This is a genomic window from Luteibacter aegosomatis, assembly GCF_023078455.1.
Classification (GTDB): domain Bacteria; phylum Pseudomonadota; class Gammaproteobacteria; order Xanthomonadales; family Rhodanobacteraceae; genus Luteibacter; species Luteibacter aegosomatis.
The window spans coordinates 4,004,236-4,027,804 of sequence record NZ_CP095740.1; the positions used below are offsets into that span (position 1 = coordinate 4,004,236).

Annotated in this window: 15 protein-coding genes and 2 riboswitches; of the genes, 8 read left to right on the forward strand and 7 right to left on the reverse strand. The window is 66.8% G+C overall.

Annotated elements, in window-relative coordinates:
• Positions 1-29 precede the first annotated feature (29 nt).
• Positions 30-243, forward strand: a riboswitch (cobalamin riboswitch).
• Positions 244-393: 150 nt separating this feature from the next.
• From metE to L2Y94_RS18030, 3 genes are all read left to right on the forward strand, one after another.
• The gene (metE, locus tag L2Y94_RS18020) at positions 394-2,685 is read left to right on the forward strand and encodes a 5-methyltetrahydropteroyltriglutamate--homocysteine S-methyltransferase (RefSeq protein ID WP_247370584.1); all 2,292 of its coding nucleotides are present in this window, start codon (positions 394-396) and stop codon (positions 2,683-2,685) included.
• 238 nt (positions 2,686-2,923) lie between these two features.
• The gene (gene metK, locus L2Y94_RS18025; protein WP_247370608.1) at positions 2,924-4,144 is read left to right on the forward strand and encodes a methionine adenosyltransferase; all 1,221 of its coding nucleotides are present in this window, start codon (positions 2,924-2,926) and stop codon (positions 4,142-4,144) included.
• Positions 4,145-4,267: 123 nt separating this feature from the next.
• Positions 4,268-4,792 (forward strand): DUF4142 domain-containing protein, encoded by a 525-nt coding sequence (locus L2Y94_RS18030; protein WP_247370612.1) that lies wholly within the window; start codon positions 4,268-4,270, stop codon positions 4,790-4,792.
• A gap of 117 nt (positions 4,793-4,909) precedes the next feature.
• Here L2Y94_RS18030 and L2Y94_RS18035 read toward each other — a convergent pair whose 3' ends face one another.
• Genes L2Y94_RS18035 through xylA form a run of 5 tightly spaced genes read right to left on the reverse strand, consistent with a single transcriptional unit; the run spans position 4,910 to position 11,577 of the window.
• Complete coding sequence (locus tag L2Y94_RS18035; protein WP_247370615.1) at positions 4,910-6,055, reverse strand: sugar ABC transporter permease; 1,146 nt, start codon at positions 6,053-6,055, stop codon at positions 4,910-4,912.
• Between the two features lie 36 nt (positions 6,056-6,091).
• The gene (locus tag L2Y94_RS18040) at positions 6,092-7,639 is read right to left on the reverse strand and encodes a xylose ABC transporter ATP-binding protein (RefSeq protein ID WP_247370617.1); all 1,548 of its coding nucleotides are present in this window, start codon (positions 7,637-7,639) and stop codon (positions 6,092-6,094) included.
• Positions 7,640-7,694: 55 nt separating this feature from the next.
• Positions 7,695-8,711, reverse strand: coding sequence for a D-xylose ABC transporter substrate-binding protein (gene xylF / locus L2Y94_RS18045; protein WP_205118268.1), 1,017 nt, complete (start codon positions 8,709-8,711; stop codon positions 7,695-7,697).
• A 30-nt stretch (positions 8,712-8,741) separates the two neighbouring features.
• The gene (gene xylB, locus L2Y94_RS18050; protein ID WP_345780002.1) at positions 8,742-10,247 is read right to left on the reverse strand and encodes a xylulokinase; all 1,506 of its coding nucleotides are present in this window, start codon (positions 10,245-10,247) and stop codon (positions 8,742-8,744) included.
• 13 nt (positions 10,248-10,260) lie between these two features.
• Positions 10,261-11,577 (reverse strand): xylose isomerase, encoded by a 1,317-nt coding sequence (gene xylA, locus L2Y94_RS18055; RefSeq protein ID WP_247370619.1) that lies wholly within the window; start codon positions 11,575-11,577, stop codon positions 10,261-10,263.
• A 159-nt stretch (positions 11,578-11,736) separates the two neighbouring features.
• Here xylA and L2Y94_RS18060 point away from each other — a divergent pair, with 159 nt between their 5' ends.
• From L2Y94_RS18060 to L2Y94_RS18070, 3 genes are all read left to right on the forward strand, one after another.
• Positions 11,737-12,918: a XylR family transcriptional regulator gene (locus L2Y94_RS18060; protein WP_247370622.1), complete on the forward strand. Its 1,182-nt coding sequence runs from the start codon at positions 11,737-11,739 to the stop codon at positions 12,916-12,918.
• A gap of 15 nt (positions 12,919-12,933) precedes the next feature.
• Positions 12,934-13,965, forward strand: a complete 1,032-nt coding sequence (locus tag L2Y94_RS18065; RefSeq protein ID WP_247370636.1) for an aldose epimerase family protein — start codon at positions 12,934-12,936, stop codon at positions 13,963-13,965.
• A gap of 93 nt (positions 13,966-14,058) precedes the next feature.
• Complete coding sequence (locus L2Y94_RS18070) at positions 14,059-15,918, forward strand: ATP-binding cassette domain-containing protein (protein ID WP_247370649.1); 1,860 nt, start codon at positions 14,059-14,061, stop codon at positions 15,916-15,918.
• Positions 15,919-16,064: 146 nt separating this feature from the next.
• On the opposite strand, the gene L2Y94_RS18075 is transcribed toward L2Y94_RS18070, so the two are convergent.
• Complete coding sequence (locus L2Y94_RS18075; protein WP_247370651.1) at positions 16,065-18,023, reverse strand: methyl-accepting chemotaxis protein; 1,959 nt, start codon at positions 18,021-18,023, stop codon at positions 16,065-16,067.
• A 172-nt stretch (positions 18,024-18,195) separates the two neighbouring features.
• Positions 18,196-20,901 (reverse strand): phosphoenolpyruvate carboxylase, encoded by a 2,706-nt coding sequence (gene ppc / locus L2Y94_RS18080; RefSeq protein WP_247370654.1) that lies wholly within the window; start codon positions 20,899-20,901, stop codon positions 18,196-18,198.
• 93 nt (positions 20,902-20,994) lie between these two features.
• Positions 20,995-21,077: riboswitch (S-adenosyl-L-homocysteine riboswitch) on the forward strand.
• Positions 21,078-21,094: 17 nt separating this feature from the next.
• Here ppc and ahcY point away from each other — a divergent pair.
• Positions 21,095-22,528, forward strand: coding sequence for an adenosylhomocysteinase (ahcY, locus tag L2Y94_RS18085; RefSeq protein WP_247370657.1), 1,434 nt, complete (start codon positions 21,095-21,097; stop codon positions 22,526-22,528).
• Between the two features lie 129 nt (positions 22,529-22,657).
• Entirely contained in the window at positions 22,658-23,569 is a 912-nt protein-coding gene (locus L2Y94_RS18090) for an RHS repeat-associated core domain-containing protein (protein ID WP_247370659.1), read from the forward strand.

The window sequence follows — 23,569 nt, forward strand, 5'->3', positions numbered from 1 at the left end:
CGCATTTGACTTCGGCCGTCCGGACGGCTAATTTTCGCGGCGCCAGCGGTCTTTATCTTTGTATTCGAATACGAAGATAAAGCTAAGAGGGAAGCCGGTGCGAATCCGGCGCTGCCCCGCAGCGGTATGTGGAGACGACGCCGTCACGGCACTGGGGCCCCCGCCCTGGGAAGCGACGGACGAGGCGGCATCGGCGATGCCACATCCACGAGCCCGAAGACCTGCCGCAGGCCGGAGAGACGCGTCTCTCCGCCCGACCTGGGTCCGCCCTTCCCCAAGGGCGGCACCGGTTCGCCCGCGGGGGCGAAGGTCGACGGCCCATCCCACGACGCCCCGGCGCCGCGTGGCGAGCCGCCCTTCCCTCCTCTTTGCCATGAAGAGGAATGCATAGCCATGCCACACGTGACCTACCCTGGATTCCCCCGTATCGGCCGACGACGCGAATTGAAGCGCGCGCTGGAAAGCCACTGGAAGGGAGACACCACCGCCGCCGACCTGCTCGAGGTCACCTCGCGACTGCGTCATCGTCACTGGAAGCTCGCCCGCGACGCGGGCGCCGACAGCGTGCCGGTCAACGACTTCTCGCTGTACGACCACGTGCTCGATGCCGCCGTGGCGGTCGACGCCATCCCGGCACGCTACCGGGCGCTGCACGAGCGTGATCCGCTGGCCGGCTACTTCGCCATGGCCCGCGGCCGCCAGGACGGCGAGGTGGACCTGCACGCGCTGGAAATGACCAAGTGGTTCGACACGAACTACCACTACATCGTGCCGGAACTCGTCTCGGGACAGACCTTCGCGGCCCGCCCGCGAAAAGCCGTGGACGAATACGTCGAAGCCACCGCGGCGGGTCACGTCGCACGCCCCGTGCTGCTGGGTCCGGTCAGCTTCCTGCGCCTGTCGAAGACGACCGACGGCAGCGATCCGCTCGACCTGCTCGACGCCCTCCTGCCCGCCTGGCTCGGCGTGCTCGACGCGCTGGCCGATGCCGGTGCCGACTGGGTGCAGGTGGACGAACCGGTGCTCGTGCTCGACCTCGACGACGCCACCCGCGACGCGCTGCGACGCGCCCATGCGGCCATCGCCGCGCATGGCCGCACGCGCATCCTGCTCGCCACGTATTTCGGCGCCCTGGGAGCGAACCTCGAACTCGCCGCCTCGCTTCCCGTCGCGGGCCTGCACGTGGACCTCGCGCGGGCGCCGGAGCAGCTGGATGCCGTGCTCGACGCGCTACCGCCGGGACGCGTGCTCTCGGCGGGCATCGTCGACGGCCGCAACGTGTGGCTGAGCGATCCGGCCCTCATCCTTCCCCGGCTCGAAACGCTGCGCTCGCGCGTTCCCGGTGACCGCCTCTGGTTATCCACCTCGTGCTCGCTGCTGCACGTGCCGATCGACGCCTCGGAGGAAACCCGCCTGCCCGGCGAACTGGTCCGTTGGCTGTCCTTCGCGCGCCAGAAGATCGGCGAGCTGCGCCGCTATGCCGATGCCGCCGACGGCGACGACGCGGCCAGGCAGGTGCTCGCACGGCAACACGCCGTCGTCGCCGAACGGCTGGCGTCGCCGGCCGTGGTCCGCCCCGACGTGCGCGCCCGCGTGCGCGGCCTCACGCCCCAGTTCGGCCGGCGCCGTTCCGCCTTCGCCTTCCGCGCCGCCGTGCAGCGCGAGCGTTTCGGCCTGCCCGACCTGCCCACCACCACCATCGGCTCGTTCCCGCAAACCCTCGAACTGCGCCATGCCCGCGCCGCGCATCGCGCGGGCAAGCTCGACGACGGGGCCTACGCCACGATCCTGCGCGACGAGATCCGCCGCGCCGTGCGCTTCCAGGAAGAGGCCGGCCTCGACGTGCTGGTGCATGGCGAGCCCGAGCGCAACGACATGGTGGAGTATTTCGGCGAACAACTCGACGGCTACGCCTTCACCGCCCTCGGTTGGGTGCAGAGCTACGGCTCTCGCTGCGTGAAGCCCCCCATCATCTACGGCGACGTGGCCCGCCCCGCGCCGATGACGGTGGCCTGGTCGGCCTTCGCCCAATCGCTCACCGACAAGCCGATGAAGGGCATGCTCACCGGCCCGGTGACGATGCTGCAATGGTCGTTCGTGCGCGACGACCTGCCGCGCGGCGAGGTCTGCCGACAGATCGCCCTGGCCCTACGCGACGAAGTGCATGACCTGGAGAAGGCCGGCATCGGCATCGTGCAGATCGACGAACCCGCCTTGCGCGAAGGCCTGCCGCTGCGCCGGGCCGACTGGGCCGCCTATCTCGACTGGGCGGTGGAGGCGTTCCGCATCACCGCCGGCGGGGTCAGCGACGCCACCCAGGTGCACACCCACATGTGCTACTCGGAGTTCAACGACATCATCGAGGCCGTGGCCGCGATGGACGCCGACGTGATCTCCATCGAGACCAGCCGTTCGCGCATGGAACTGCTCGACGCCTTCACGCGGTTCCGCTACCCGAACGGCATCGGGCCGGGCGTGTACGACATCCACTCGCCCCGGGTGCCGGCCCAGGCCGAGATGGCCGACCTGGTGGACCGGGCGCTGCGGGTGCTCCGGCCGGACCAGCTCTGGATCAACCCGGATTGCGGGCTGAAGACCCGGGGATGGGCGGAAGTGGCCGAGGCGCTGGCGGGGATGGTGGCGGTGGCGAAGGCGGCCCGAACCAGGATCGCCGCCGCCGTCTAGGTCTCGCTTCGCGGGATTCGCCGATACGATCGGCTCCCACCCCTTCGGTAGGAAGACTGCTACCGCAGGGGTGGGAGCCGATCGTATCGGCGAACGGGGCCAGCGGCCCCCGGCGCCTTAACCACCATGCAATCGTCACCCCCGGGGTTTACCCTTGCCGCTGCAAACCGGCGCGGGGGCGTGTATCATGGCGCGCCCCTTTTATCTCTTTATCCGTAAAGAAGGATATATCCCCGCGATGAGCAACTACCTCTTCACCTCCGAGTCGGTCTCCGAAGGCCATCCGGACAAGATCGCCGACCAGATCTCCGACGCCGTTCTCGACGCCATCCTGGCCCAGGATCCGCGCGCCCGGGTGGCCTGCGAGACGCTCGTGAAGACGGGTGTCGCCATCGTCGCCGGCGAGATCACCACCAGCGCCTGGATCGACCTCGAAGCCCTCACCCGCAAGGTGATCCTCGACATCGGCTACGACTCGTCGGAAGTCGGCTTCGACGGCGAGACCTGCGGCGTGCTCAATCTCATCGGCAAGCAGTCGCCCGACATCAACCAGGGCGTGGACCGCAAGAAGCCGGAAGAACAGGGCGCGGGCGACCAGGGCCTGATGTTCGGCTACGCCACCAACGAAACCAGCGAATACATGCCGGCCGCCATCCACCTGAGCCACCGTCTCGTGGAGCAGCAGGCCAAGGTCCGCAAGAAGAAGAACTCGCCGCTGCCCTGGCTGCGTCCGGACGCCAAGAGCCAGGTCACCCTGCGCTACAACGAAGCCGGCGAAGCCATCGCCATCGACGCCGTGGTGCTTTCCACCCAGCACGATCCGGGCGTGAAGCAGAAGGACCTCGTCGAAGGCGTGCGCGAGCTGATCCTCAAGCCCGTGCTGCCGGCGAAGCTCCTGCACAAGGACACCAAGTTCCACATCAACCCGACCGGCAAGTTCGTCATCGGCGGCCCGGTGGGCGACTGCGGCCTCACCGGCCGCAAGATCATCGTCGACACCTACGGCGGCTGGGCCCGTCACGGCGGCGGCGCGTTCTCGGGCAAGGATCCGTCGAAGGTCGACCGTTCGGCCGCCTACGCCGCGCGCTACGTCGCCAAGAACATCGTCGCGGCCGGCCTCGCCGACCGTTGCGAAATCCAGGTCAGCTACGCCATCGGCGTGGCCGAGCCCACCTCGATCTCGGTGACCACCTTCGGCACCGGCAAGATCTCCGACGACAAGATCGAGAAGCTGGTGCGCAAGCACTTCGACCTGCGCCCGTACGGCATCATCAAGATGCTCGACCTGGTGCACCCGATCTACCAGCCGACCGCGTCCTACGGTCACTTCGGCCGCAAGCCGTACGAAGTGAAGGGCGCCGACGGCAGCACCTACACCGCGTTCTCGTGGGAAAAGACCGACAAGGCCGACCTCCTGCGCGACGCCGCGGGCCTGGGTGGCAAGGTCGCCCGCAAGTAAGCGGCACGATCGTCAGCGACACCTCGACGGGCGCCTTCGGGCGCCCGTTTTTCGTGGGTCTCACGGTGGCTTCATGGGCGGGATGCGACATCTTGCGGTGAAGCAACCCCAGGAGACGCCACCATGCCCATTCCCGCCCCCCGCCTGCTCGCCATCGCCTTCCTCGCCGCCTCGCTGCCGCTGGCCGTCATCGCGCAGGAAAAGGACACCCAGGGCGGCACGCCCACCGACGCGGGCTTCTTCAAGAACGCCGGCGCGTCCGGCCTGGCCGAAGTCGCATTCAGCGAGCTGGCGACGAAGCAGTCGTCGTCCGGCAAGGTGAAGGATTTCGCGCAGACCATGATCGAGGACCACGGCAAGGCCAACGACGAACTGCGCTCGCTGAAGTCCGGCGACAAGGGTTATTCGCTCGTGGACAAGCCGCTGCCCGACGCGCAGAAGGCGCTGGATGCGATGTCGCGCATGAAGGGCGCCGAGTTCGACGCGGCCTACCGCAAGCAGATGATCGCCGATCACGAGGAGGCGGTGGCGTCGTTCGAGGTGGAAATCGAGAAGGGATCGAACCCGGAGATGAAGGCGTTCGCGAAGAAGACCCTGCCGACGTTGAAGCATCACCTGGAGATGGCGAAGGCGTTGCCGACGCGCTGAGGCGATCTGCATTCGCCGATACGATCGGCTCCCACCCCTTCGGTAGGCAGGTTGCGACATCCTGCCTACCGAAGGGGTGGGAGCCGATCGTATCGGCGAAAAGCCGACGAAGCGGCATTAACCGTTGCGGTTGGAACCCGACAGCACGTCCACCCACACGGCCAGCACCAGGATCACGCCCTTGATGATCATCTGCCACGAGTTGTCGACGTCCATCAGCTGCATGCCGCTGTCCAGGCTCGCCATCACCAGCGCGCCGATCAGCGCACCGTAGACCGTGCCCGAACCGCCGCGCATCGACGTGCCGCCGATGAAGCACGCGGAGATCGCATCCAGCTCGCCGCCCGTGCCCGCCGAGGGTGACCCCGAACCGGTACGTGCCACCGTGATGATGCCCGCGAAGGCGCACATCAAACCCATCAGCGCGAACACCACCAGCTTTACCCGCGCCACGTTCACGCCCGACAGGCGAGTGGCTTCCATGTTTCCGCCCACGGCGTACACGTGGCGACCGAACACGGTCTGCGTCGAGATGTAGGTGAACACGGCCAGCAGCGCCAGCAGGATCATCACCGGGATGGGAATGCCGTTGGCGTCGTTGAGCATGCGGATGAAGCCCGCCATCACCGCGCCGATGGCGACCAGGCGGACCACGTCGATCCACACCGCGGCCTGGTGCAGCCCCAGCTTCGAACGGCGCATGCGGCGGCGCACCGTGAGTCCGATCAGCGCGAGGAAGATCACCGCGCCGATCCAGCGCGACAGCACGGGAGGCACGAAGCCCTGGCCGAGCGCGATGAGGTCGTCCGGCGCCGGCGCGATGGTGGAGCTGCCCGTCACGTAAAGCACGATGCCGCGGAAGGCGAGCATGCCGCCGAGGCCGACGATGAACGACGGCACCCGCATCTTCGTCACCACGAAGCCGTTGAACGCACCGATCAGCAGGCCCAGCAGCAGCACCGCGCCGATCGACGGCCAGGTGCCCCAGCCCATGTTCACGGTGAGGATGGCCACCACCCCGCCGAGCAGGCCCAGCTGCGAGCCGATCGACAGGTCGATCTCGCCGGCGATGATGATGAAGACCATGCCGCAGGCGAGCATGCCGGTGATGGCCATCTGCCGGAACAGGTTCGACAGGTTGCCCGGCGTGATGAAGGCCTGCTCGGTCTTGACGTGGAAGAACACCCAGATCAGCGCGACGGCGATCAACAGGGCGAGGATCTTGTAGCGAACGAACAACTGCTGGATTTTCTGCGACTGCATGGAGGAAATCTTCCTGATGACGCGTGGAATGGGTTGTCAGGCGGCGTGCGCCGGTCCTTCGGCCGCATGCGAAATGGCCGCGGCGAGCACCTGCTCCTGGGTGAGGCCGACGTTCTTGAAGTCGCCGCGCAGCTTGCCCTCGCCCACGACGAGCACGCGGTCGCTCACGCCCAGCACTTCGGGCATCTCCGACGACACCATGACGATGGCGACGCCGCGAGCCACCAGTTCGAACATCAACGTATAGATGTCGTACTTGGATCCCACGTCGACGCCGCGCGTCGGCTCGTCGAGGATGAGCACCTTCGGGTCGGGTAGCAGCATCTTGGTGAGTACCGCCTTCTGCTGGTTGCCGCCGGACAGCCCCACGATGGCCAACTCCGGGCTCGCCGTCTTCACCCGCAGGCGCTTGATCTCGGCATCCACCGTCTGCAGCTCGGCCTGCCGGTCGATGGTGCCCGCATGCGCATAGTGCGAGAGCACGGCCAAGGTGATGTTGTCGCCCACGCCCATGAGCGGGACGATGCCCTGGCGCTTGCGATCCTCCGGAACGAGCGAAAGCCCGGCCTTGATCGCCTGCTCGGGGTTCTTCACCTTGATCGGCTTGCCTTCCAGGTACAGCTCGGCCTCGTAGCGGCCCGGGTACGCGCCGAAGATGGCGGATACCAGCTCCGTGCGGCCCGCGCCGACGAGACCGGCGATGCCGAGGATTTCGCCCCGGTGCAGCTTGAACGAGATGTCGTCGACGCGCTTGCGTTGCGGGTTGGTCACGTCCCAGCAGGTGACGTGCCGCGCCTCGAAGACCACCTCGCCGATGGCGTGCTCGACTCGCGGGAACAGGTTCTCGATCTCGCGGCCGACCATCGCCGTGATGATCGAATGCGTGGTCATCTCGCTCATCGGCTTGGTGACGATGTGCTTGCCGTCGCGGATCACGGTGACCGTGTCGCACACGCGCGCCACCTCGTCGAGCTTGTGCGAGATGTACACGCAGGCCACGCCTTCGCGCTTCAGGTCTTCGATGATCGACAGCAGGATGTCGGTTTCCGCCGAGGTCAGCGACGACGATGGCTCGTCGAGGATCAACAGGCGCGCGTTCTTCGCCAGCGCCTTGGCGATCTCGAACAGCTGCTGGTAACCGCCGCCGTAGTTCATCACCGGCGCGGCCACGTTCACGTCCTTCAGCTTCAGCCGCGCGAGCAAGGCATCGGCCTTGGCGTACATGGCGTCGTAGTCCATCACGCCGCCGAACTTCGTGCTCTCGTTGCCGAGGAAGATGTTCTCGGCCACGGAAAGCTGCGGCACCAGCATCAGTTCCTGGTGGATGATGACGATGCCCGCGGCCTCGCTGTCGCGCACCGAAGCCGCCTTCAGCGGCTTGCCGTCGAAGAGGATCTCGCCTTCCCACGTGCCATGGGGATACACGCCCGACAGCACCTTCATCAGGGTGGACTTGCCGGCACCGTTCTCGCCGCACAGGCCCACGCATTCGCCGGGCCGCACCGCGAGGCTGATGCCGTTGAGCGCGCGCACGCCGGAAAACTCCTTGACGATGTCGCGCATCTCGAAGAGGTAGTCGCTCACGGTCGTTCCTTATGCATGGCGGCGCCCGAACGGGCGCCGCCGGATCGTACAGCGGTCAGTTGCCGACCTGTGCCTGGGTGTAGAAGCCGTCCTTCACCACGACGTCCACGTTGGCCTTGGTCAGCAGCGTGGGCGTGAGCAGGATGGTGTCGACGTCCTTCTTGCCGTTGTTCATCTTCGAGGTGAACTTCGGCGCCTCGCCCTTGGCGAACTGCACGGCGAGATTGGCCGCGTCGGTGGCGATGGTCTTGATCGGCTTGTAGACCGTCATGGTCTGCGTACCCGCCTTGATGCGCTTGACGGCGGCGAGGTCGGCATCCTGCCCCGACACGGCCACCTTGCCGGCGAGCTTCTGGCCCTGCAACGCCGCGACGGCGCCGCCGGCGGTGCCGTCGTTGGACGCGACGATGCCCTGGATGTTGTTCTTGTTGGCGGTGAGCGCGTTCTCGATGATCGACTGCGCGTTCGAGGCGAGCCATTCGTTGGTCCACTGCTGGCCGACGATCTTGACGGCCCCGCTCTTGACGAGGGGATCGAGCACCGTCATCTGGCCCTGGCGCAGGATCTTCGCGTTGTTGTCGGTGGGCGCGCCGCCGAGCAGGAAGTAATTGCCCTTGCCGCCCGTGGCGTCGACCACGCCCTTGGCCTGCATCTCGCCGACCTTCTCGTTGTCGAACGAGATGTAGGCGTCGACGTCGGCGTTGAGGATGAGGCGATCGTACGAAATCACCTTGATGCCGGCCTTCTTCGCCTCGGCCACCACGGTGGTGAGCGTCTTGGCGTTGAACGGCACGATCACGATGACGTCGACCTTGCGCGAGATCAGGTTCTCGATCTGCTGGATCTGCTTCTGCTCGTTGGCGTCGGCCGACTGCACGGAAACGGTGGCCCCCTTCGCCTCGGCCGCCGCCTTGAAGTAATCGCGATCGCGCGTCCATCGCTCCACGCGCAGGTCGTCGATGGAGAAGCCGATCACCGGTTTATCCTTGCTCGCATGCGCCTGCGGTGCGGCGAACACGCCGGCCGCGGCCATCGATACGGCCAGCAACGTTGGTAGGGCCTTGGGTTTCATGCTCTTCTCCATGCGTAAGGGGTCGCCCGTTCAGGAAGGGCGGGAATCGTCGCGCTGGGCGGCGTGGGAATACAACGGTTTCATCCGCTCGTAACTGAGGCGGAACAGAGGGTGGCGCGTTTGCAGGAAATAAGCATGACGCGCTGCATCGGGCTCGCGCACGGCGGTCACCGGGGGCATGGGGCACACTTCCTCGAGCGACGCGTCCGGTTCCACGGCCAGGCGGGCCAACCGCGCGGCGCCGAGAGCCGGGCCCACTTCGCCGCCGCTGCGCAGCACCAGGCGCTTGCCGAGGATGTCGGCGAGCATCTGCGTCCAATAGGCGCTGCGCGAGCCGCCGCCGATCACCGTGATCTCGTCGGCGACCAGGCCGGTGCCTTCCACGGCCAGCAGTCCGTCGAGCAGACCCAGGCCCACGCCTTCGAGCGTGGCGTTGGCCAGGTCGGACCGATCGGTGTCGGGGCCGAGGTTCGTGAACGAGCCGCGCGCGTGCGCATCGTTGTGCGGCGTGCGTTCGCCGGTGAGGTAAGGCAGGAACAACGGGCCGTTTTCGTGCAGGCCCTTCGCCTCGGCTTCCGCCAGCAACGCGGGAACGTCCCGGAAACCGGTGAGGCGCGCGGTGAAGTCCAGGCAGCTCGCCGCGTTGAGCATCACCGACATCAGGTGCCAGGTATCGGGCAGCGCATGGCAGAAACTGTGCACCGCCGTTTCGGGGCTGGCACGAAAGCCGTCGGACACGGCGAAGTACACGCCCGACGTGCCCAGCGAAAGCATGGCCTGCCCGTGTCGCACGATTCCCACGCCGACCGCGCCGGCGGCATTGTCGCCACCGCCGGCGGCGACGGGCACGGTGTCCATGCCCCAGCGGTCGGCGAGTTCCTTGCGCAGGCGTCCGGCGGGGTGGCTGCCCTCGAACACCAGCGGCATGTGCGAACGATCGAGGCCGGTCGCCTCGAGCATCGCGTCGCTCCATGCCCGCTTGCGCACGTCGAGCCATAGCGTGCCCGCCGCGTCGGACGCGTCGGTCATGTAATCGCCGGTGAGCCGCAGGCGAAGGTAATCCTTCGGCAGCAGCACCTTCGCCACCTTCGCGAACACCTCCGGTTCGTGCTTGCGCACCCACGCGAGCTTGGGCGCCGTGAAGCCCGGCATGGCGAGGTTGCCGGTGACGTCGCGAAAGCCCGGCACGCGCTCGAGCGCTTCGCACTCGAGGTCGGAACGGCCGTCGTTCCACAGGATGGCGGGACGCAGGACGCGGTCGGCGGCGTCGAGCAAGGTGGCCCCGTGCATCTGGCCGGAAAGTCCGATGGCGGCGACGCGACGCGTATCCACCTCCTTGAGGACTTCCATAACCGCCGCCTCCGTGGCGGACCACCATGCGTGCGGGTCCTGCTCGGACCACCGTGGCCGCGGATGGGACACCGACAGCGGGCTGGATGCGGTGGCGCGCACCGCGCCGCCGCCGTCGAGCAGCACGGCTTTCACCGACGAGGTGCCGAGGTCTATGCCGAGGTACAAACGAGCCGAAGCGTCCATGTCGTGTTTCATATCACCCGTAGATATAGCGGTTGACGATGTTTTCGAGCAACTCCTGGTGGCCCGATACGTGCGTCGGGTGCAGGTCGCGCGCGACGGCCTCGTCGGCCAGCGAGGCGAGCGTGAAGCCGCCCTTGAGGATGGTCGAGCCGAAGTCGCCCTTCCAGCCCGCGTACCGCTTCGCCTTCAGTTCGGCCAGCGTGTCCTTCTCGATCATCTTCGCCGCGCGCTCCAAACCCAGCGCCAGGGTGTCGATGGCACCGATGTGGCCGTAGAAGAGATCTTCCGGCGCGTGGCTCTGGCGGCGCACCTTCGTATCGAAGTTGAAGCCGCCGGTGGTGAAACCGCCCGCACGCAGGATCTCGTAGACGACGAGGGTCATTTCCTCGACGCTGTTGGGGAACTGGTCGGTATCCCAGCCGTTCTGCGGATCGCCGCGATTGGCGTCGATGGAACCGAACACGCCCAGCGCGATCGACGTGGCCACCTCGTGGTGGAACGAGTGCCCGGCCAGCGTGGCATGGTTCGCCTCGAGGTTGGTCTTCACCTCGTTCTCGAGACCGAACTCCTTGAGGAAGCTGTACACCGTGGCGGTGTCGTAGTCGTACTGGTGCTTGGTGGGCTCCTGCGGCTTGGGCTCGATGAGGATCGTGCCCTTGAAGCCCAACTTGTGCTTGTGCTCGACCACCATCTGGAAGAACCGGCCCATCTGCGCGCGCTCGCGCTTGAGGTCGGTGTTCAGCAGCGTGTCGTAGCCCTCGCGGCCGCCCCACAGCACGTAGTTGGCGCCGCCCAGCCGATGCGTGGCCTCCATCGCGTGGCGCACCTGCGTGGCCGCGTAGGCGAACACCTCCGGCTGCGGATTGGTGGCGGCACCGGCGGCATAACGCGGATGGCTGAACAGGTTGGCGGTGCCCCACAGGAGCTTCATGCCGGTCTCGGCCTGCTTCTTCTCCAGCACGTCGACCATGGCGGCGAAGTGGTTGCGGTACTCGGCCAGGCCGTTGCCCTCGGGCGCCACGTCGGTGTCGTGGAAGGTGTAGAACGGCGTGCCCAGGCGCGAGAAGAAATCGAAGGCCGCATCGGCCTTCTCGCGGGCCTTCGCCATCGGCTCGCCGGGCTGCTGCCAGGGCCGCTCGAAGGTGCCCGCGCCGAACACGTCCGAGCCCGGCCAGACGAAGGTGTGCCAGTAGCAGGTGGCCAGGCGCAGGTGCTCGGCCATGGTCTTGCCCAGCACCACGCGCCCGGCGTCGTAGTGGCGGAAGGCCAGCGGGTTGTCCGAGCCGGGGCCTTCATAGGCGATCTTCGGGATGCTCGAGAAATACGACATAACGATTCCTTGACGAACCAATGGGGAGTAAGGGATTCCTTCGATGCTCGGCCAGCGCGCCGTTTTCGCGCAATTGCGATTTCCGACGGCGCGGCAGGCTTTTTCATTGCCGCGCTGCGTCATGTCCCCGACGCCGTAATCCTGCTACTTTCCCAGGCCATGTCACCGCATCGCATCGCACTGCTGTTCAACGCCAACAAGGTGTACGACCGCCAGGTCATCGCCGGCATCGGACACTACCTCAACAGCACCCGCGTCGAGTGGGACCTCTTCATGGAAGAGGATTTCCGCAGCCGCATGCGGGACATCCATCAGTTCCAGGGCGACGGCGTCATCGCCGATTTCGACGATCCCGAGGCCGAGGCGACGCTTCGCGACCTGCACATCCCCGTGGTGGCGGTCGGCGGTTCATACCAGGATCCGGCCGATTACCCGGTCGGCGTGCCCTACATCGCCACCGACAACGCCCGGCTGGTGCGCCTGGCCTACGACCACCTGATCGAGCAGGGGCTCGGCCGGTTCGCCTTCTACGGCATTCCGCAGAACCCGGGAAGCCGGTGGGCGCAGGAGCGCGAACGCGCGTTCGCGGCCATCGTGGAAGAGGAATCGGTCGAAGGCATCGTCTACGAGGGCCAGTCGACCACCGCCGGCGGCTGGGGCACGGCGGTGGAAGAACTGGTGGCCTGGCTCACCGCGTTGCCCAAGCCCATCGGCATCATCGCCGCCACCGATGCCCGCGCCCGGCAGTTGCTCCAGGCCTGCGTGATCGGCGGCATCGCGGTGCCAGGCCAGGTGGCCATCGTCGGTATCGACAACGATCCGATGGCGCAGCTGCTCACGCGCATTCCGCTCACCTCGGTGATCCAGGGCGCCGAGGAGATGGGCCGCACGGCCGCGCACCTGCTGCACCAGATGCTGCGCGGCGTGGATTGTTCCACCGCCCGCGTGCTAGTGCCGCCGGTGGGCATCAGCGTGCAGGCATCCAGCAAATACCAGCCGCTGCGCAGCCCGCACGTGATGCGCGCCAGCCACTACATCCGCCAGTACGGCTGCCTCGGCATCAAGACCGAGCAGGTGGCCGACTACGTGGGCGTGTCGCGCACCGTGCTCGAGGAACACTTCAAGCGCGAACTGAAGCAGACCGTGCACCAGGCCATCCTGCAGCACAAGCTCGACACCGCCTGCCAGCTCATCGCCGGCTCGGAAGCCCCACTCGCCGAGATCGCCGTGCGCTGCGGTTTCACCTCGCTGCAATACATGTATGCGGTGTTTCGTCGCGAGTACGACTGCACCCCACGCCAGTACCTCGACCTCCATCGCACCCCGACGGCCGCTACCTGAGTCCGCCCTGATCCCATGCCCGTTTCCTCAGCCACCGCCTGGGGCCAGTTGCCCGACGGCCGCACCCTGCATCGCTGGACCCTCCGCAACGCCACCGGCTCACAGGTGGACGTCACCGACCTCGGCGGCACGCTGCTCTCCTGGCAGGCGCCCGATCGCCAGGGCCGGGTGGGCGAGGTGCTGCTCGGCCACGCCGACGCCTCGCAATACATCGCGTCCGACGCGTACATGGGCGCCATCGTGGGTCGCTGGGCCAACCGCATCCGCGGCGGCCGATTCACCCTCGACGGGGTGGATTACAAGGTCGACCGCAACGACCACGGCAACCACCTGCACGGCGGCGTGCACGGTTTCCACCTGCAACGCTGGGACGTGGAACCGGACGGCGACGGCCTCGCCTTGAGGCTGGTATCCCCCGAGGGCGACGGTGGTTTTCCGGGCGAGGTGCGCGTCGACCTGCGCATGCGCCTGGAAGACGACGGCACGCTCGACCTGCACTACGTCGCCACCACCGACGCGCCGACGCCGCTCAGCCTCACCGCGCACCCCTACTTCAATCTCAACGAGCGGCGGCCGGACATCCGCGACCACGTGATCCGCATCGCCGCCGACGACTTCCTCGCCATCGAGGCCGGAGCCATCCCCATCGGCCGTCAGTCCGTGGCCGGCACGGCGTTCGATTTCCGCGAGGCGGCGCCGATCGGCTCGCGACTGCACTGGCCCGATCCGCAATTGCGGCTGGTGGGCGGTTTCGACCACTGCTACGTGGTGAACGGGTCGTCGGGGCCCGTCGTCGTGGTGACCGAGCCGTGGAGCGGGCGCCGCCTCACCCTGGAGACCGACCGGCCCGGGCTGCAGTTCTACAGCGGGCAGAAGCTCACCGGACAGCCGACGCGGCGCAACGACACCTACGGCCCCTTCGCCGGGTTCGCGCTGGAGGCGCAGGCGTTTCCGAACCAGGTGAATACGGCGGAGGCGGAAGGAGCCATCCTGCGCCCTGGGCAAACCTGGCGGCAGCACACCCGGTACCGCATCGATACCGTGTAATCGCGGTCCGGCAGGAAACTCGCCAGCCAAGGGTGGGAGCGGCCCCTGTCCGCGATGCCTACGGAGCCGAAGCTCACCGGTTAGAATGGCCGGATGTCCCTCATCCAACTCCTCAACGTCGACTACAGCGTCGGCGGCCCGCTCCTGCTCGAACAGGTCGGCCTTTCCCTCGACGCCGGCGAACGCGTCTGCGTCGTCGGCCGCAACGGCGCGGGCAAATCCACCCTGCTCAAGCTCATCGCCGGCGAACTGCACCCCGACGATGGCGAGATCCGCCTGCAAGGGGGCACCCGCATCGCCCGCCTCACCCAGGAAGTGCCGCAGGACACCGCCGGCAGCGTGTTCGACGTGGTGGCCGACGGCCTGGGTGAGCTGGGCCACCTGCTCGCCCGCTACCACCACCTGCTCGAGGAGGGCGACATGGACGGCCTGGGCGAGGTGCAGTCGAAGATCGAGGCGCAGAACGCCTGGGACCTCGACTCCCGCGTGCAGCAGGTGATCGAACGCCTGGAGCTTCCCGCGCACACCGATTTCGCCGATCTTTCCGGCGGCATGAAACGCCGCGTGCTGCTGGGCCAGGCGCTGGTCCGCGACCCGAACCTGCTCCTGCTCGACGAGCCCACCAACCACCTCGACATCGAGGCCATCGCCTGGCTCGAAGGCTTCCTCAAGAACTTCGCCGGCGCGATCGTCTTCATCACCCATGACCGCAGCTTCCTGCGCTCGCTCGCCACGCGCATCGTGGAGATCGACCGCGGCCAGCTCACCAGCTGGCCGGGCGACTACGACAACTACCTGCGTCGCCGCGAAGAACGCCTGCACGCCGAGGCCCAGGCCAACGCGCACTTCGACCGCAAGCTCGCGCAGGAAGAGGTGTGGATCCGCCAGGGCATCAAGGCCCGCCGCACGCGCAACGAGGGCCGCGTGCGCGCGTTGAAGGCCATGCGTCGCGAGCGCTCCGAGCGCCGCGAGGGCGCCGGCACCGCGAAGATGAACCTCGCCAACGCCCAGGCTTCCGGCCGCAAGGTGATCGATGCCGAGCACATCACCCAGGCCTACGGCGGCCGCACGCTGATCCGCGACTTCACCACCACGATCATGCGCGGCGACCGCGTGGGCATCATGGGCCCGAACGGCGCCGGCAAGTCCACGTTGCTGAAGATCCTGCTCGGCCAGCTCAAACCGCAGGAAGGCGAGGTCACGCTTGGCACCGGCCTGCAGGTAGCCTATTTCGACCAGCACCGCATCGCGCTCGACGACTCGATGAACGCGCTGGACAACGTGGCCGAGGGCCGCGAGTACATCGAGCTCAACGGCCAGCGCAAGCACATCATCGGTTACCTGCAGGATTTCCTGTTCTCGCCCGAACGCGCCCGCGCGCCGATCACGCGCCTTTCCGGCGGCGAGCGCAACCGCCTGCTGCTGGCCAAGCTGTTCGCGCAGCCGTCCAACCTGCTGGTGATGGACGAACCCACCAACGACCTCGACGTGGAAACCCTCGAACTGCTCGAGGAACTGCTCGGCGAATACACCGGCACGTTGTTGCTGGTGTCGCACGATCGCGACTTCATCGACAACGTGGTGACCAGCACCCTGGTGCTCGAAGGCGACGGTGCCATCGGCGAATACGTGGGCGGGTACAGCGACTGGTTGCGCCAGAAGCCCGTCGCCCAGGCCAAGGCCGCGCCCGCCGCGCCGAAGCCCACCGCCCCGGCGCCCGCGCCGGTGGCGCCGAAGAAGAAGCTTTCGTTCAAGGAGCAGCGTGAGCTGGAACTCCTGCCCGCGAAACTGGAACAGCTCGAAGCCGAGATCGCGAAGCGCACCGCGGCGATGAACGATCCGAAGTACTTCCAGCAGGACGCGGCGGCGATCACGAAGGCCAACGACGAGTTGGTGAAGCTGCAGGCCGAGCTAGAGACCGCCTTTGCCCGATGGGAAGAACTCGAAGGCTGAGGCGAAAACCGGACGCAAGGCACGGGGTTCCTGCCTGCGCAGGAACGACGTGAGGGACCAGGGATATAACGTTTTATCTTGCAGCACCTCGTTCCTGCGCAGGCAGGAACCCAGCGTCCTGGCGTCCGAAGGGGCCATACCCCCCCTCAAAGCCGAAAAACCTCCACCACCCGCGCCAACTCCGCCGCCTGCCCCTCCAGGCTCTTCGCCGCCGCGGCCGCCTCCTCCACCAGTGCCGAATTCTGTTGCGTCGAATCGTCCATGCGCGACACCGCGTGGTTGATCCGTCCGATCTGCTCCGACTGCGCCTGCGACGCCCGGCTGATCTCGCCCATCAGTCCGCTCACGTCGCCGATGCGGCCGATCACCGCCTCCATGGCGCGTCCGGCTTCGGTGACCAGGCCATGCCCCGCATCCACGCGCTGCACCGACTCGGTGATCAGCGACTCGATCTCCCGTGCCGCCGTCGCGCTACGTTGTGCGAGGTTTCGCACTTCCTCCGCCACCACCGCGAAGCCCTTGCCCTGCTCGCCCGCGCGCGCCGCCTCGACGGCCGCGTTCAACGCAAGGATGTTGGTCTGGAACGCGATGCCGTTGATGATGCCGATCACATCGACGATGCGTTGCGCGGACGCCTGGATGCCGTTCATCGCCTCGACCGCTTCGCGCAGCGCACCCGCCTCCTGCACCACGGCCACGCTCGCGCCTTCGGCCAGCGTGCTGGCGCGGGCGGCATTTCCGGCGTTGTCGCGCACGGTGCGGGTGAGCAGATCCAGGCTCGTCGCCGTGAGCTGCAGTTCATGGGCCTGCGTTTCCGTGCGCTGCGACAGGTCCACATTGCCCGCCGCGATCTCCGCCGTGCTGGCCGCCATGCTCGCCGAGGCGTGACGCACCGAGCGGGCGATATCGCCCAGGCCGTTGCCGATGCCGTCGATGGCGTTCATGAGCTGGCCGATCTCGTCGCCGCGCTCACTGGCCAGGCGTGTCGTGAGGTCACCGGAAGCGAGGCGCTCCGCCGCCTCGACCGACGCCGACAACGGCCGCGTGATGCGCGTTCGCACCACGATCACCAGCAACAGGGACAGCACGGCCACCAGCACGACGGCCGTGCCAGCCGCGATCGTCCGCAAATGGGTCACCGGGCCGTACAGCTCGTCCATGTCGACCACGCCCGCCACCAGCCAGCTCCAGGCCGGGTCGGTGGCGAAGACGGCCAGCTTCTCGCCGTCGGCCACGCGATAGCGAAGCTCGCCCTGCTTCGCCGACAGCATGCGGCCGAACACGGGCCGGCCGTCGGTATCGAGCACTTTCAGGGCGGCCCCATCCGCCGTCGTGCCCGAGGGATCGACGACGAACGATCCGTAGCGCTTGCCCGCCGCGGCATCGACCACGACGTAATGACCGCTTGCACCGATGCGGATCGCCGATATCTCGCGCCGCAAACCTTCCATCTCGCTGCCGATCTCCACGCCGACGAAGAACACTCCGACGACCGTGCCCGACGCATCGCGGATCGGTTCGTAGCGGGTGACGAACGGCTTGCCGAACAGCACGGCCGGGCCGCCGTACCCCTTGCCCGACAGCAACAGGGGAAACGCCGGGTGCGCATGGTCGATCGACGTTCCCACCGCGCGCGTGCCGTCCTCTTTCTTCAGCGAGGTGGCCACGCGGACGAAATCCTGCCCATCGCGCACGAACAGCGTCGCGATCACGTGGGTGCGCGCGGAAAAATCGTCCACCACGGTGAAGTCGCCGTTGAGCGCCTTGCCATCGTGCATCAGCACGGGCACCGTGCGCCCCGCCAGGGGCAGGCGGCGGTTGGCGTCCACGGTGACGCCGTGGGGGTAATAGCTTTCGAAGATGGCGAGGAAACGATCGGACTCGGCGAGCAAGGCGCCGCCGAAGGTGTTCACCGTGGCGATGATCGAACGGTTGCCGCGGGCAAGGTCGTCGCGCGCACGCGTCTCGAGCTCGCCCGAGACGAGGGTGGTGATCACCACGGTAAGCACGGCAACGCCGACGGCGACGATGCCCACCACGAGCAGCGTCAGCCGGGCACCCACGCTCAAGCCGCGCCGGGAGGCGCGACGGACGGATTCGTTCATAGAAGGACCTGCGATGGAAGCGGGACCGCACGGCACGCGGTCCCGGTCTTCCTGTGTCGGCAGGCTTGGGGCCAGCTTTAATCGCGGACAGGGTCCGCTCCCACCCCTTCGGTAGCAACCTAGCTGCCAAAGGGTGCGAGCGGACCCTGTCCGCGATACCTACGGAGCGCGATCAACCCGTATTCTGCAACCCCTGCGACACGCCGTTGACGCAAGCCACCAACGCCCCCAGCAACGCATCGTCCTTGCCACCCGACGCCCGCCAACGCTTCAGCAGATCCACCTGGAGCAGGCTCATCGGATCCACGTACGGATTGCGCAGGCGGATCGACGTCGCCAGGCGCGGTTCGCCCGCCAGCAACTCGCTTGCCCCTTTCAGCTTCAGCACCCAGCGCACCGTGCGCTCGAACTCCTCGCGCACCAACGGGAAGAACCGCTCGTGCAAGGGTCCGGCCAGCTTCGAGAACGCCTCGGCGATATCGATGTCCGCCTTGGCCAGCACCATCTCCACGTCGTCGAGCATCGTGGAGAAGAAAGGCCAGTCGTTGGCCATCTGCAGGAGCGTGGCTTCCGCGCCATCCTTCGCCATCGCGTCGAGGGCGGAACCCAATCCGTACCATCCCGTGAGCACCGCGCGGCATTGCGTCCACGAGAACACCCAGGGAATCGCGCGCAGGTCTTCCACGCCCTTCATGCTACGACGCCGCGCGGGGCGAGAGCCGAGCGTCATGCGCTCGATCACGTCGATGGGCGTGGCGCCACGGAAGTAATCGACGAAGCCCTCGCGATCGACGAGCTCGCGATACGCCTTGCGGCTGGCATCGGACAGCTTCGCCATGACGTCCTTCCAACCGTTCTCGCGCACCTCGGCCACGCGCGGGCGCAGCGAGGCACGCATCACCGCGCCGAGCGTCTGCTCCAGGTTGCGCACCGCGAGCGCCCGGATGCCGTACTTGCGATGGATCACCTCGCCTTGCTCCGTCACGCGCAGCACGCCGGCCACGGAACCGCGCGGCGATGCCATCAGGGCGGGCAGGATACGCGAACCGCCACGGCTGGCGGAGCCGCCGCGACCGTGGAAGAACGCCACGCGGATGCCCGCCTTCGACGCCACGTCCAGCAGTTCGACCTGTGCGCGTTGCAGGCTCCACTTCGACGCGACCGTGCCGCCGTCCTTGCCGCTGTCCGAGTAGCCCAACATGATCCATTGCCGGTCGCCGCGCGATTTCAGGTGCGCGCGGTAGACCGGATCGTCGAGCAGTTCGCGCAGCGTATCCGGGCCACCCTTGAGGTCGTCGATGGTCTCGAACAACGGTGCCACGTCGAGCGGCACGCGCCCGTCCTCGAGCAAGCCGCCCCGCCGCGCGAGCGCGAGCACGGCGAGCACGTCGGCGGCGGTCTCGGCCATGCTGATGATGTAGAGGCCCGTCGCCTCGGTGCCGTAACGCTTGCGCGAATCCGCCAGCGTGGCGAACACCTCGCGCAATAGCCCGGCCGCATCGTGGTCCGCGCCGGAGACGAAGCTGCGCTCGCCCGCCGCGTAAGGACGCAAGGTCTTCACCCGCGACGCCGCGTCGCGGTCCGCCCACCCGGCGTCGCCCAGCAGCGCCGCCAGCGCGTCGTCGTGTACGCGGGCGTCCTGGCGCACGTCGAGCCTTGCGAGGTGGAAGCCGAACGTGCGCGCACGCCAGAGCAGGCGCGTGACCGCGTAGGCGCCCGCATGGCGGCCACCGTGGTGAAGCAGGCTGTTCTCCACCGTCACGATGTCGTCGATGAATTCATCCGCGGAGCGATAGCCGTTCGCGGCGTCGTCGAGCGTGGCCTCCAGTCGCGCGGCGACGAAGACCAGGAACGACCGATACGGCATGTCGGCGTGGCGGGGACGGATACGTTCGGCCGCCGCGGGGAACGTCGCACGGTAGGCATCGAGTCGCTTGCCCAGCGCCGGATCGAGCTTCACCCGGTCGTCGGTCTGGCTGAGCAGGCGGCCGAGCGCGTTCACGTCCTCGACATAGCGTTCCAGCACGAGGCTGCGCTGCGCGGCGAGCGTGGAGGCGATGGTCTGCGCGTTGACGTTGGGGTTGCCGTCCATGTCGCCGCCCACCCACGTGGCGAAACGAAGCACGCGCGGCGGGGTCACGCCTTCGCCGTAGGTCTCGTCGATGGCCTGCTGCAGCGATTCGTAGAGCGCGGGGAGCACGCGGTAGATCGGCCGGGACACGTAGAAACCCACGTGATCGAACTCGTCCGACACGCTGGGCCGCACCGGCGAGGCCTCGGCCGTCTGCCAGCCGGCCGACAGCGCCATGAGGATGCGCGCGTCGTCGTCGCGACGCTCCTGCGGCGTGCGCGTCGGATCGAACTCGTCCACGAGCGCACGGACGATCTCCTGCTCCTTTTCCAGCAACGAGCGGCGCACCGCTTCGGTGGGATGCGCGGTGAACACCGGCTCGACGTCCAGGCGCCCCAGCAGCGTGATCAGCTCCTCGCGGCTGACGCCTTCCTTCTTCAGCAGGGCCAGCACGGCCGCCAGCGATTCGGGCTGGTGCGCCCCGCCCTCGCGCTGGTAATCGCGGCGGCGGCGGATGCGGTGCACGCGCTCGGCGACGTTCACCGCCTGGAAATAGGCGGCGAAGGCCCGGGCCAGGGCCTCCGCATCGGCGGCGTCCAGGCCGGTGAGGTGTTCGGCCAGGGCCTCCACGTCGGCCCCGGTACGGCGGCGCTGGATGGCCGTGGTGCGCACGTTTTCCACGCGCTCGAAGAAGGCCTGCCCGCCCTGTTCGGCGAGCATCTGGCCCACGAGGGCGCCGAGCCGGCGCACGTCCTCGCGCAGGGGGCCGTCGTGGGGCAGGAATTCAGGATCGCGTGCGGCTTCCATCGGACTCTCGCTGGGGGTGGAATCCCGAGAGTACCTAATTTCGCGTGTTCATCCCTTCATGCGGATTCCGCGATAGAATGATGGACCGTTTCGCCCGCCGAGGGGCGCTGCGACCGGAGGGGTTCCCCCGAAGGCCAGGCTCGGCGCGGCTTCCCGCACAACGGCGCCCCCGTGACCTTCCGGAGCTACGCCCATGAACGCCGTCACCAAAGATTCGTCCTTCCAGGACTACAAGGTGCGTGACATCTCCCTGGCCGACCTCGGCCGCCGCCGCATCCGCATGGCGGAAGAGGAAATGCCGGGCCTGATGCAGATCCGCGCCCGCTATGCCGCCGAGAAGCCCCTCAAGGGCGTGCGCCTCTCGGGCTCGCTGCACGTCACCAAGGAAACCGCCGTGCTCGCCGAGACCCTCCGCGAGCTGGGCGCCTCGGTCCGCTGGGCCTCGTGCAACATCTTCTCCACGCAGGACGACGTCGCCGCCGCCCTGGCCGCCGGCGAACTGCCGGTGTTCGCCTGGAAGGGCGAGTCGCTGGAGGAATACTGGGAATGCACCCTCGACATGCTCACCCACCCGGGCAAGCTGGGCCCGCAGCTGATCGTCGACGATGGCGGCGACGCCACCCTGTTCATCCACAAGGGCGTCGAGCTCGAAGACGGCAGCGACTGGGTCAACACCCCGAGCGGTAACCACGAAGAGCAGGTCATCAAGAACCTGGTCAAGAAGACGGCCGCCGCGCGTCCGGGCTGGTTCAAGAAGATCGCCGCCGAGTGGAAGGGCGTGTCCGAGGAGACCACCACCGGCGTGCACCGTCTCTACCAGCTCGCCGAAGCGGGCAAGCTGCTGGTGCCGGCCATCAACGTCAACGATTCGGTCACCAAGAGCAAGTTCGACAACCTCTACGGCTGCCGCGAATCGCTCGCCGACGGCATCAAGCGCGCCACCGACCTCATGGTCGCCGGCAAGGTCGCCGTGGTGTGCGGCTACGGTGACGTGGGCAAGGGCTGCGCGCATTCGCTCAAGGGCTTCGGCGCCCGCGTGATCGTCACCGAAATCGATCCGATCAACGCCCTGCAGGCGGCGATGGAAGGTTTCCAGGTCACCACCGTCGAAGACACCCTCGGCATGGCCGACATCTACGTCACCACCACGGGCAACAAGGACATCATCACGCTCGAGCACATGGCGAAGATGAAGAACAACGCCCTGGTCTGCAACATCGGCCACTTCGACAACGAGATCCAGATGGATCGCCTGAACGCGTCGAAGGATGCGACCCGCGAAACGATCAAGCCGCAGGTGGACCGCTACACCTTCGCCTCCACCGGCAACAGCATCTACATGCTCGCCGAAGGCCGCCTGGTGAACCTCGGCTGCGCCCACGGCCACCCGAGTTTCGTGATGTCGAACAGCTTCTCCAACCAGACCCTCGCCCAGCTCGACCTGTGGGCGAACAAGGACACCTACGAGAAGACGGTGTATCGCCTGCCGAAGAAGCTCGACGAGGAAGTGGCCCGCCTGCACCTCGCGCAGATCGGCGTGAAGCTCACCACGCTCACCAAGGAACAGGCCGACTACATCGGCGTGCCGGTGGAAGGGCCGTACAAGCCGGATCATTATCGTTACTGATCGGGCGGGTGGTTGGCTCGTGAGAAAGGCGCCCCTTGGGGCGCCTTTCTTTTTGAATTGACGGCTGCCGCCCGGAATTGCGAGCATCCGACAGGTCGCCGAGGGAGCGACTTAACAGGGGACAATGGAATGAGCAACTACACGAGATGCCTCATCTTCTTGATGGGCTTGGCCTTTTCGGCTATTGCGCCGGCCCAGGACACGAAAGTCACTTATTACTATACCGATCCTCAGGGCACCGTTCTCGCCACGGCGGACGAGCAAGGCAATATTCTGACCACAGCGGAGCGGCGCCCCTATGGAGAGCAAGTGCTGGGGGATTCGGGACCCGGACCCGGATACACAGGGCATGTGAGCGACCCGGACACCGGGCTCATCTACATGCAAGCTCGCTATTACGACCCTGCGGTAGGTCGATTTCTAAGCATAGATCCGATAGCACCCTCGACAGGCGACTCTTTCAATTTCAATCGCTATGTCTATGCCAACGACAACCCTGTGGTAAATACCGATCCTACAGGGAAGATAGTTCACCTGACTAATAACGAGGCAACCCTCGTCGAGCTGATCAACTCCAGAGCATTGGGAACTTTCGGTGCCGACAAGGATGGAAATCTCCAACTGACCGATGCCAAAGGCGATGCATCGAAGTATTCCAGCACCTACACGGCGGAACTCAAATCTGCGATCAGCAGTAAATCCGTGATTTCCATTTCGATAGGAAGAACTTACACAGACCCCCGCAGCGGAGTCATTAAGAAAGTAGATGCTGATGCAGGAGGCGGAGTAACGATTGGCGCGAGAAGCGGCGGCAATCAGAAGGTTGTCATTTCCGGAAATTCAAACACAACACTTAAGGATGTTTCCGGCGAACCTTTGCGTGACACCCCAGCCGACATTTTGGCGCATGAACTAGGCGGACATGCCATTCCCCACGTTATAGGTACCCAGACTGGCAACGCTGTGGAGGACGAAAACAGGATCAGAAACGAAGTTCCAGGAAGCGGGCAACGTGCTCCCGAACCGTCGCACCAGGAGTAA

What these genes read in the sequence shown, in the direction of transcription:
- metE (WP_247370584.1), top strand. Translation starts at nt 394, where the DNA reads ATGCCACACGTGACCTACCCTGGATTCCCCCGTATCGGCCGACGACGC.
- metK (WP_247370608.1), top strand. Translation starts at nt 2,924, where the DNA reads ATGAGCAACTACCTCTTCACCTCCGAGTCGGTCTCCGAAGGCCATCCG.
- L2Y94_RS18030 (WP_247370612.1), top strand. Translation starts at nt 4,268, where the DNA reads ATGCCCATTCCCGCCCCCCGCCTGCTCGCCATCGCCTTCCTCGCCGCC.
- L2Y94_RS18035 (WP_247370615.1), bottom strand. Translation starts at nt 6,055, where the DNA reads ATGCAGTCGCAGAAAATCCAGCAGTTGTTCGTTCGCTACAAGATCCTC.
- xylF (WP_205118268.1), bottom strand. Translation starts at nt 8,711, where the DNA reads ATGAAACCCAAGGCCCTACCAACGTTGCTGGCCGTATCGATGGCCGCG.
- xylB (WP_345780002.1), bottom strand. Translation starts at nt 10,247, where the DNA reads ATGGACGCTTCGGCTCGTTTGTACCTCGGCATAGACCTCGGCACCTCG.
- xylA (WP_247370619.1), bottom strand. Translation starts at nt 11,577, where the DNA reads ATGTCGTATTTCTCGAGCATCCCGAAGATCGCCTATGAAGGCCCCGGC.
- L2Y94_RS18060 (WP_247370622.1), top strand. Translation starts at nt 11,737, where the DNA reads ATGTCACCGCATCGCATCGCACTGCTGTTCAACGCCAACAAGGTGTAC.
- L2Y94_RS18065 (WP_247370636.1), top strand. Translation starts at nt 12,934, where the DNA reads ATGCCCGTTTCCTCAGCCACCGCCTGGGGCCAGTTGCCCGACGGCCGC.
- L2Y94_RS18070 (WP_247370649.1), top strand. Translation starts at nt 14,059, where the DNA reads ATGTCCCTCATCCAACTCCTCAACGTCGACTACAGCGTCGGCGGCCCG.
- L2Y94_RS18075 (WP_247370651.1), bottom strand. Translation starts at nt 18,023, where the DNA reads ATGAACGAATCCGTCCGTCGCGCCTCCCGGCGCGGCTTGAGCGTGGGT.
- ppc (WP_247370654.1), bottom strand. Translation starts at nt 20,901, where the DNA reads ATGGAAGCCGCACGCGATCCTGAATTCCTGCCCCACGACGGCCCCCTG.
- ahcY (WP_247370657.1), top strand. Translation starts at nt 21,095, where the DNA reads ATGAACGCCGTCACCAAAGATTCGTCCTTCCAGGACTACAAGGTGCGT.
- L2Y94_RS18090 (WP_247370659.1), top strand. Translation starts at nt 22,658, where the DNA reads ATGAGCAACTACACGAGATGCCTCATCTTCTTGATGGGCTTGGCCTTT.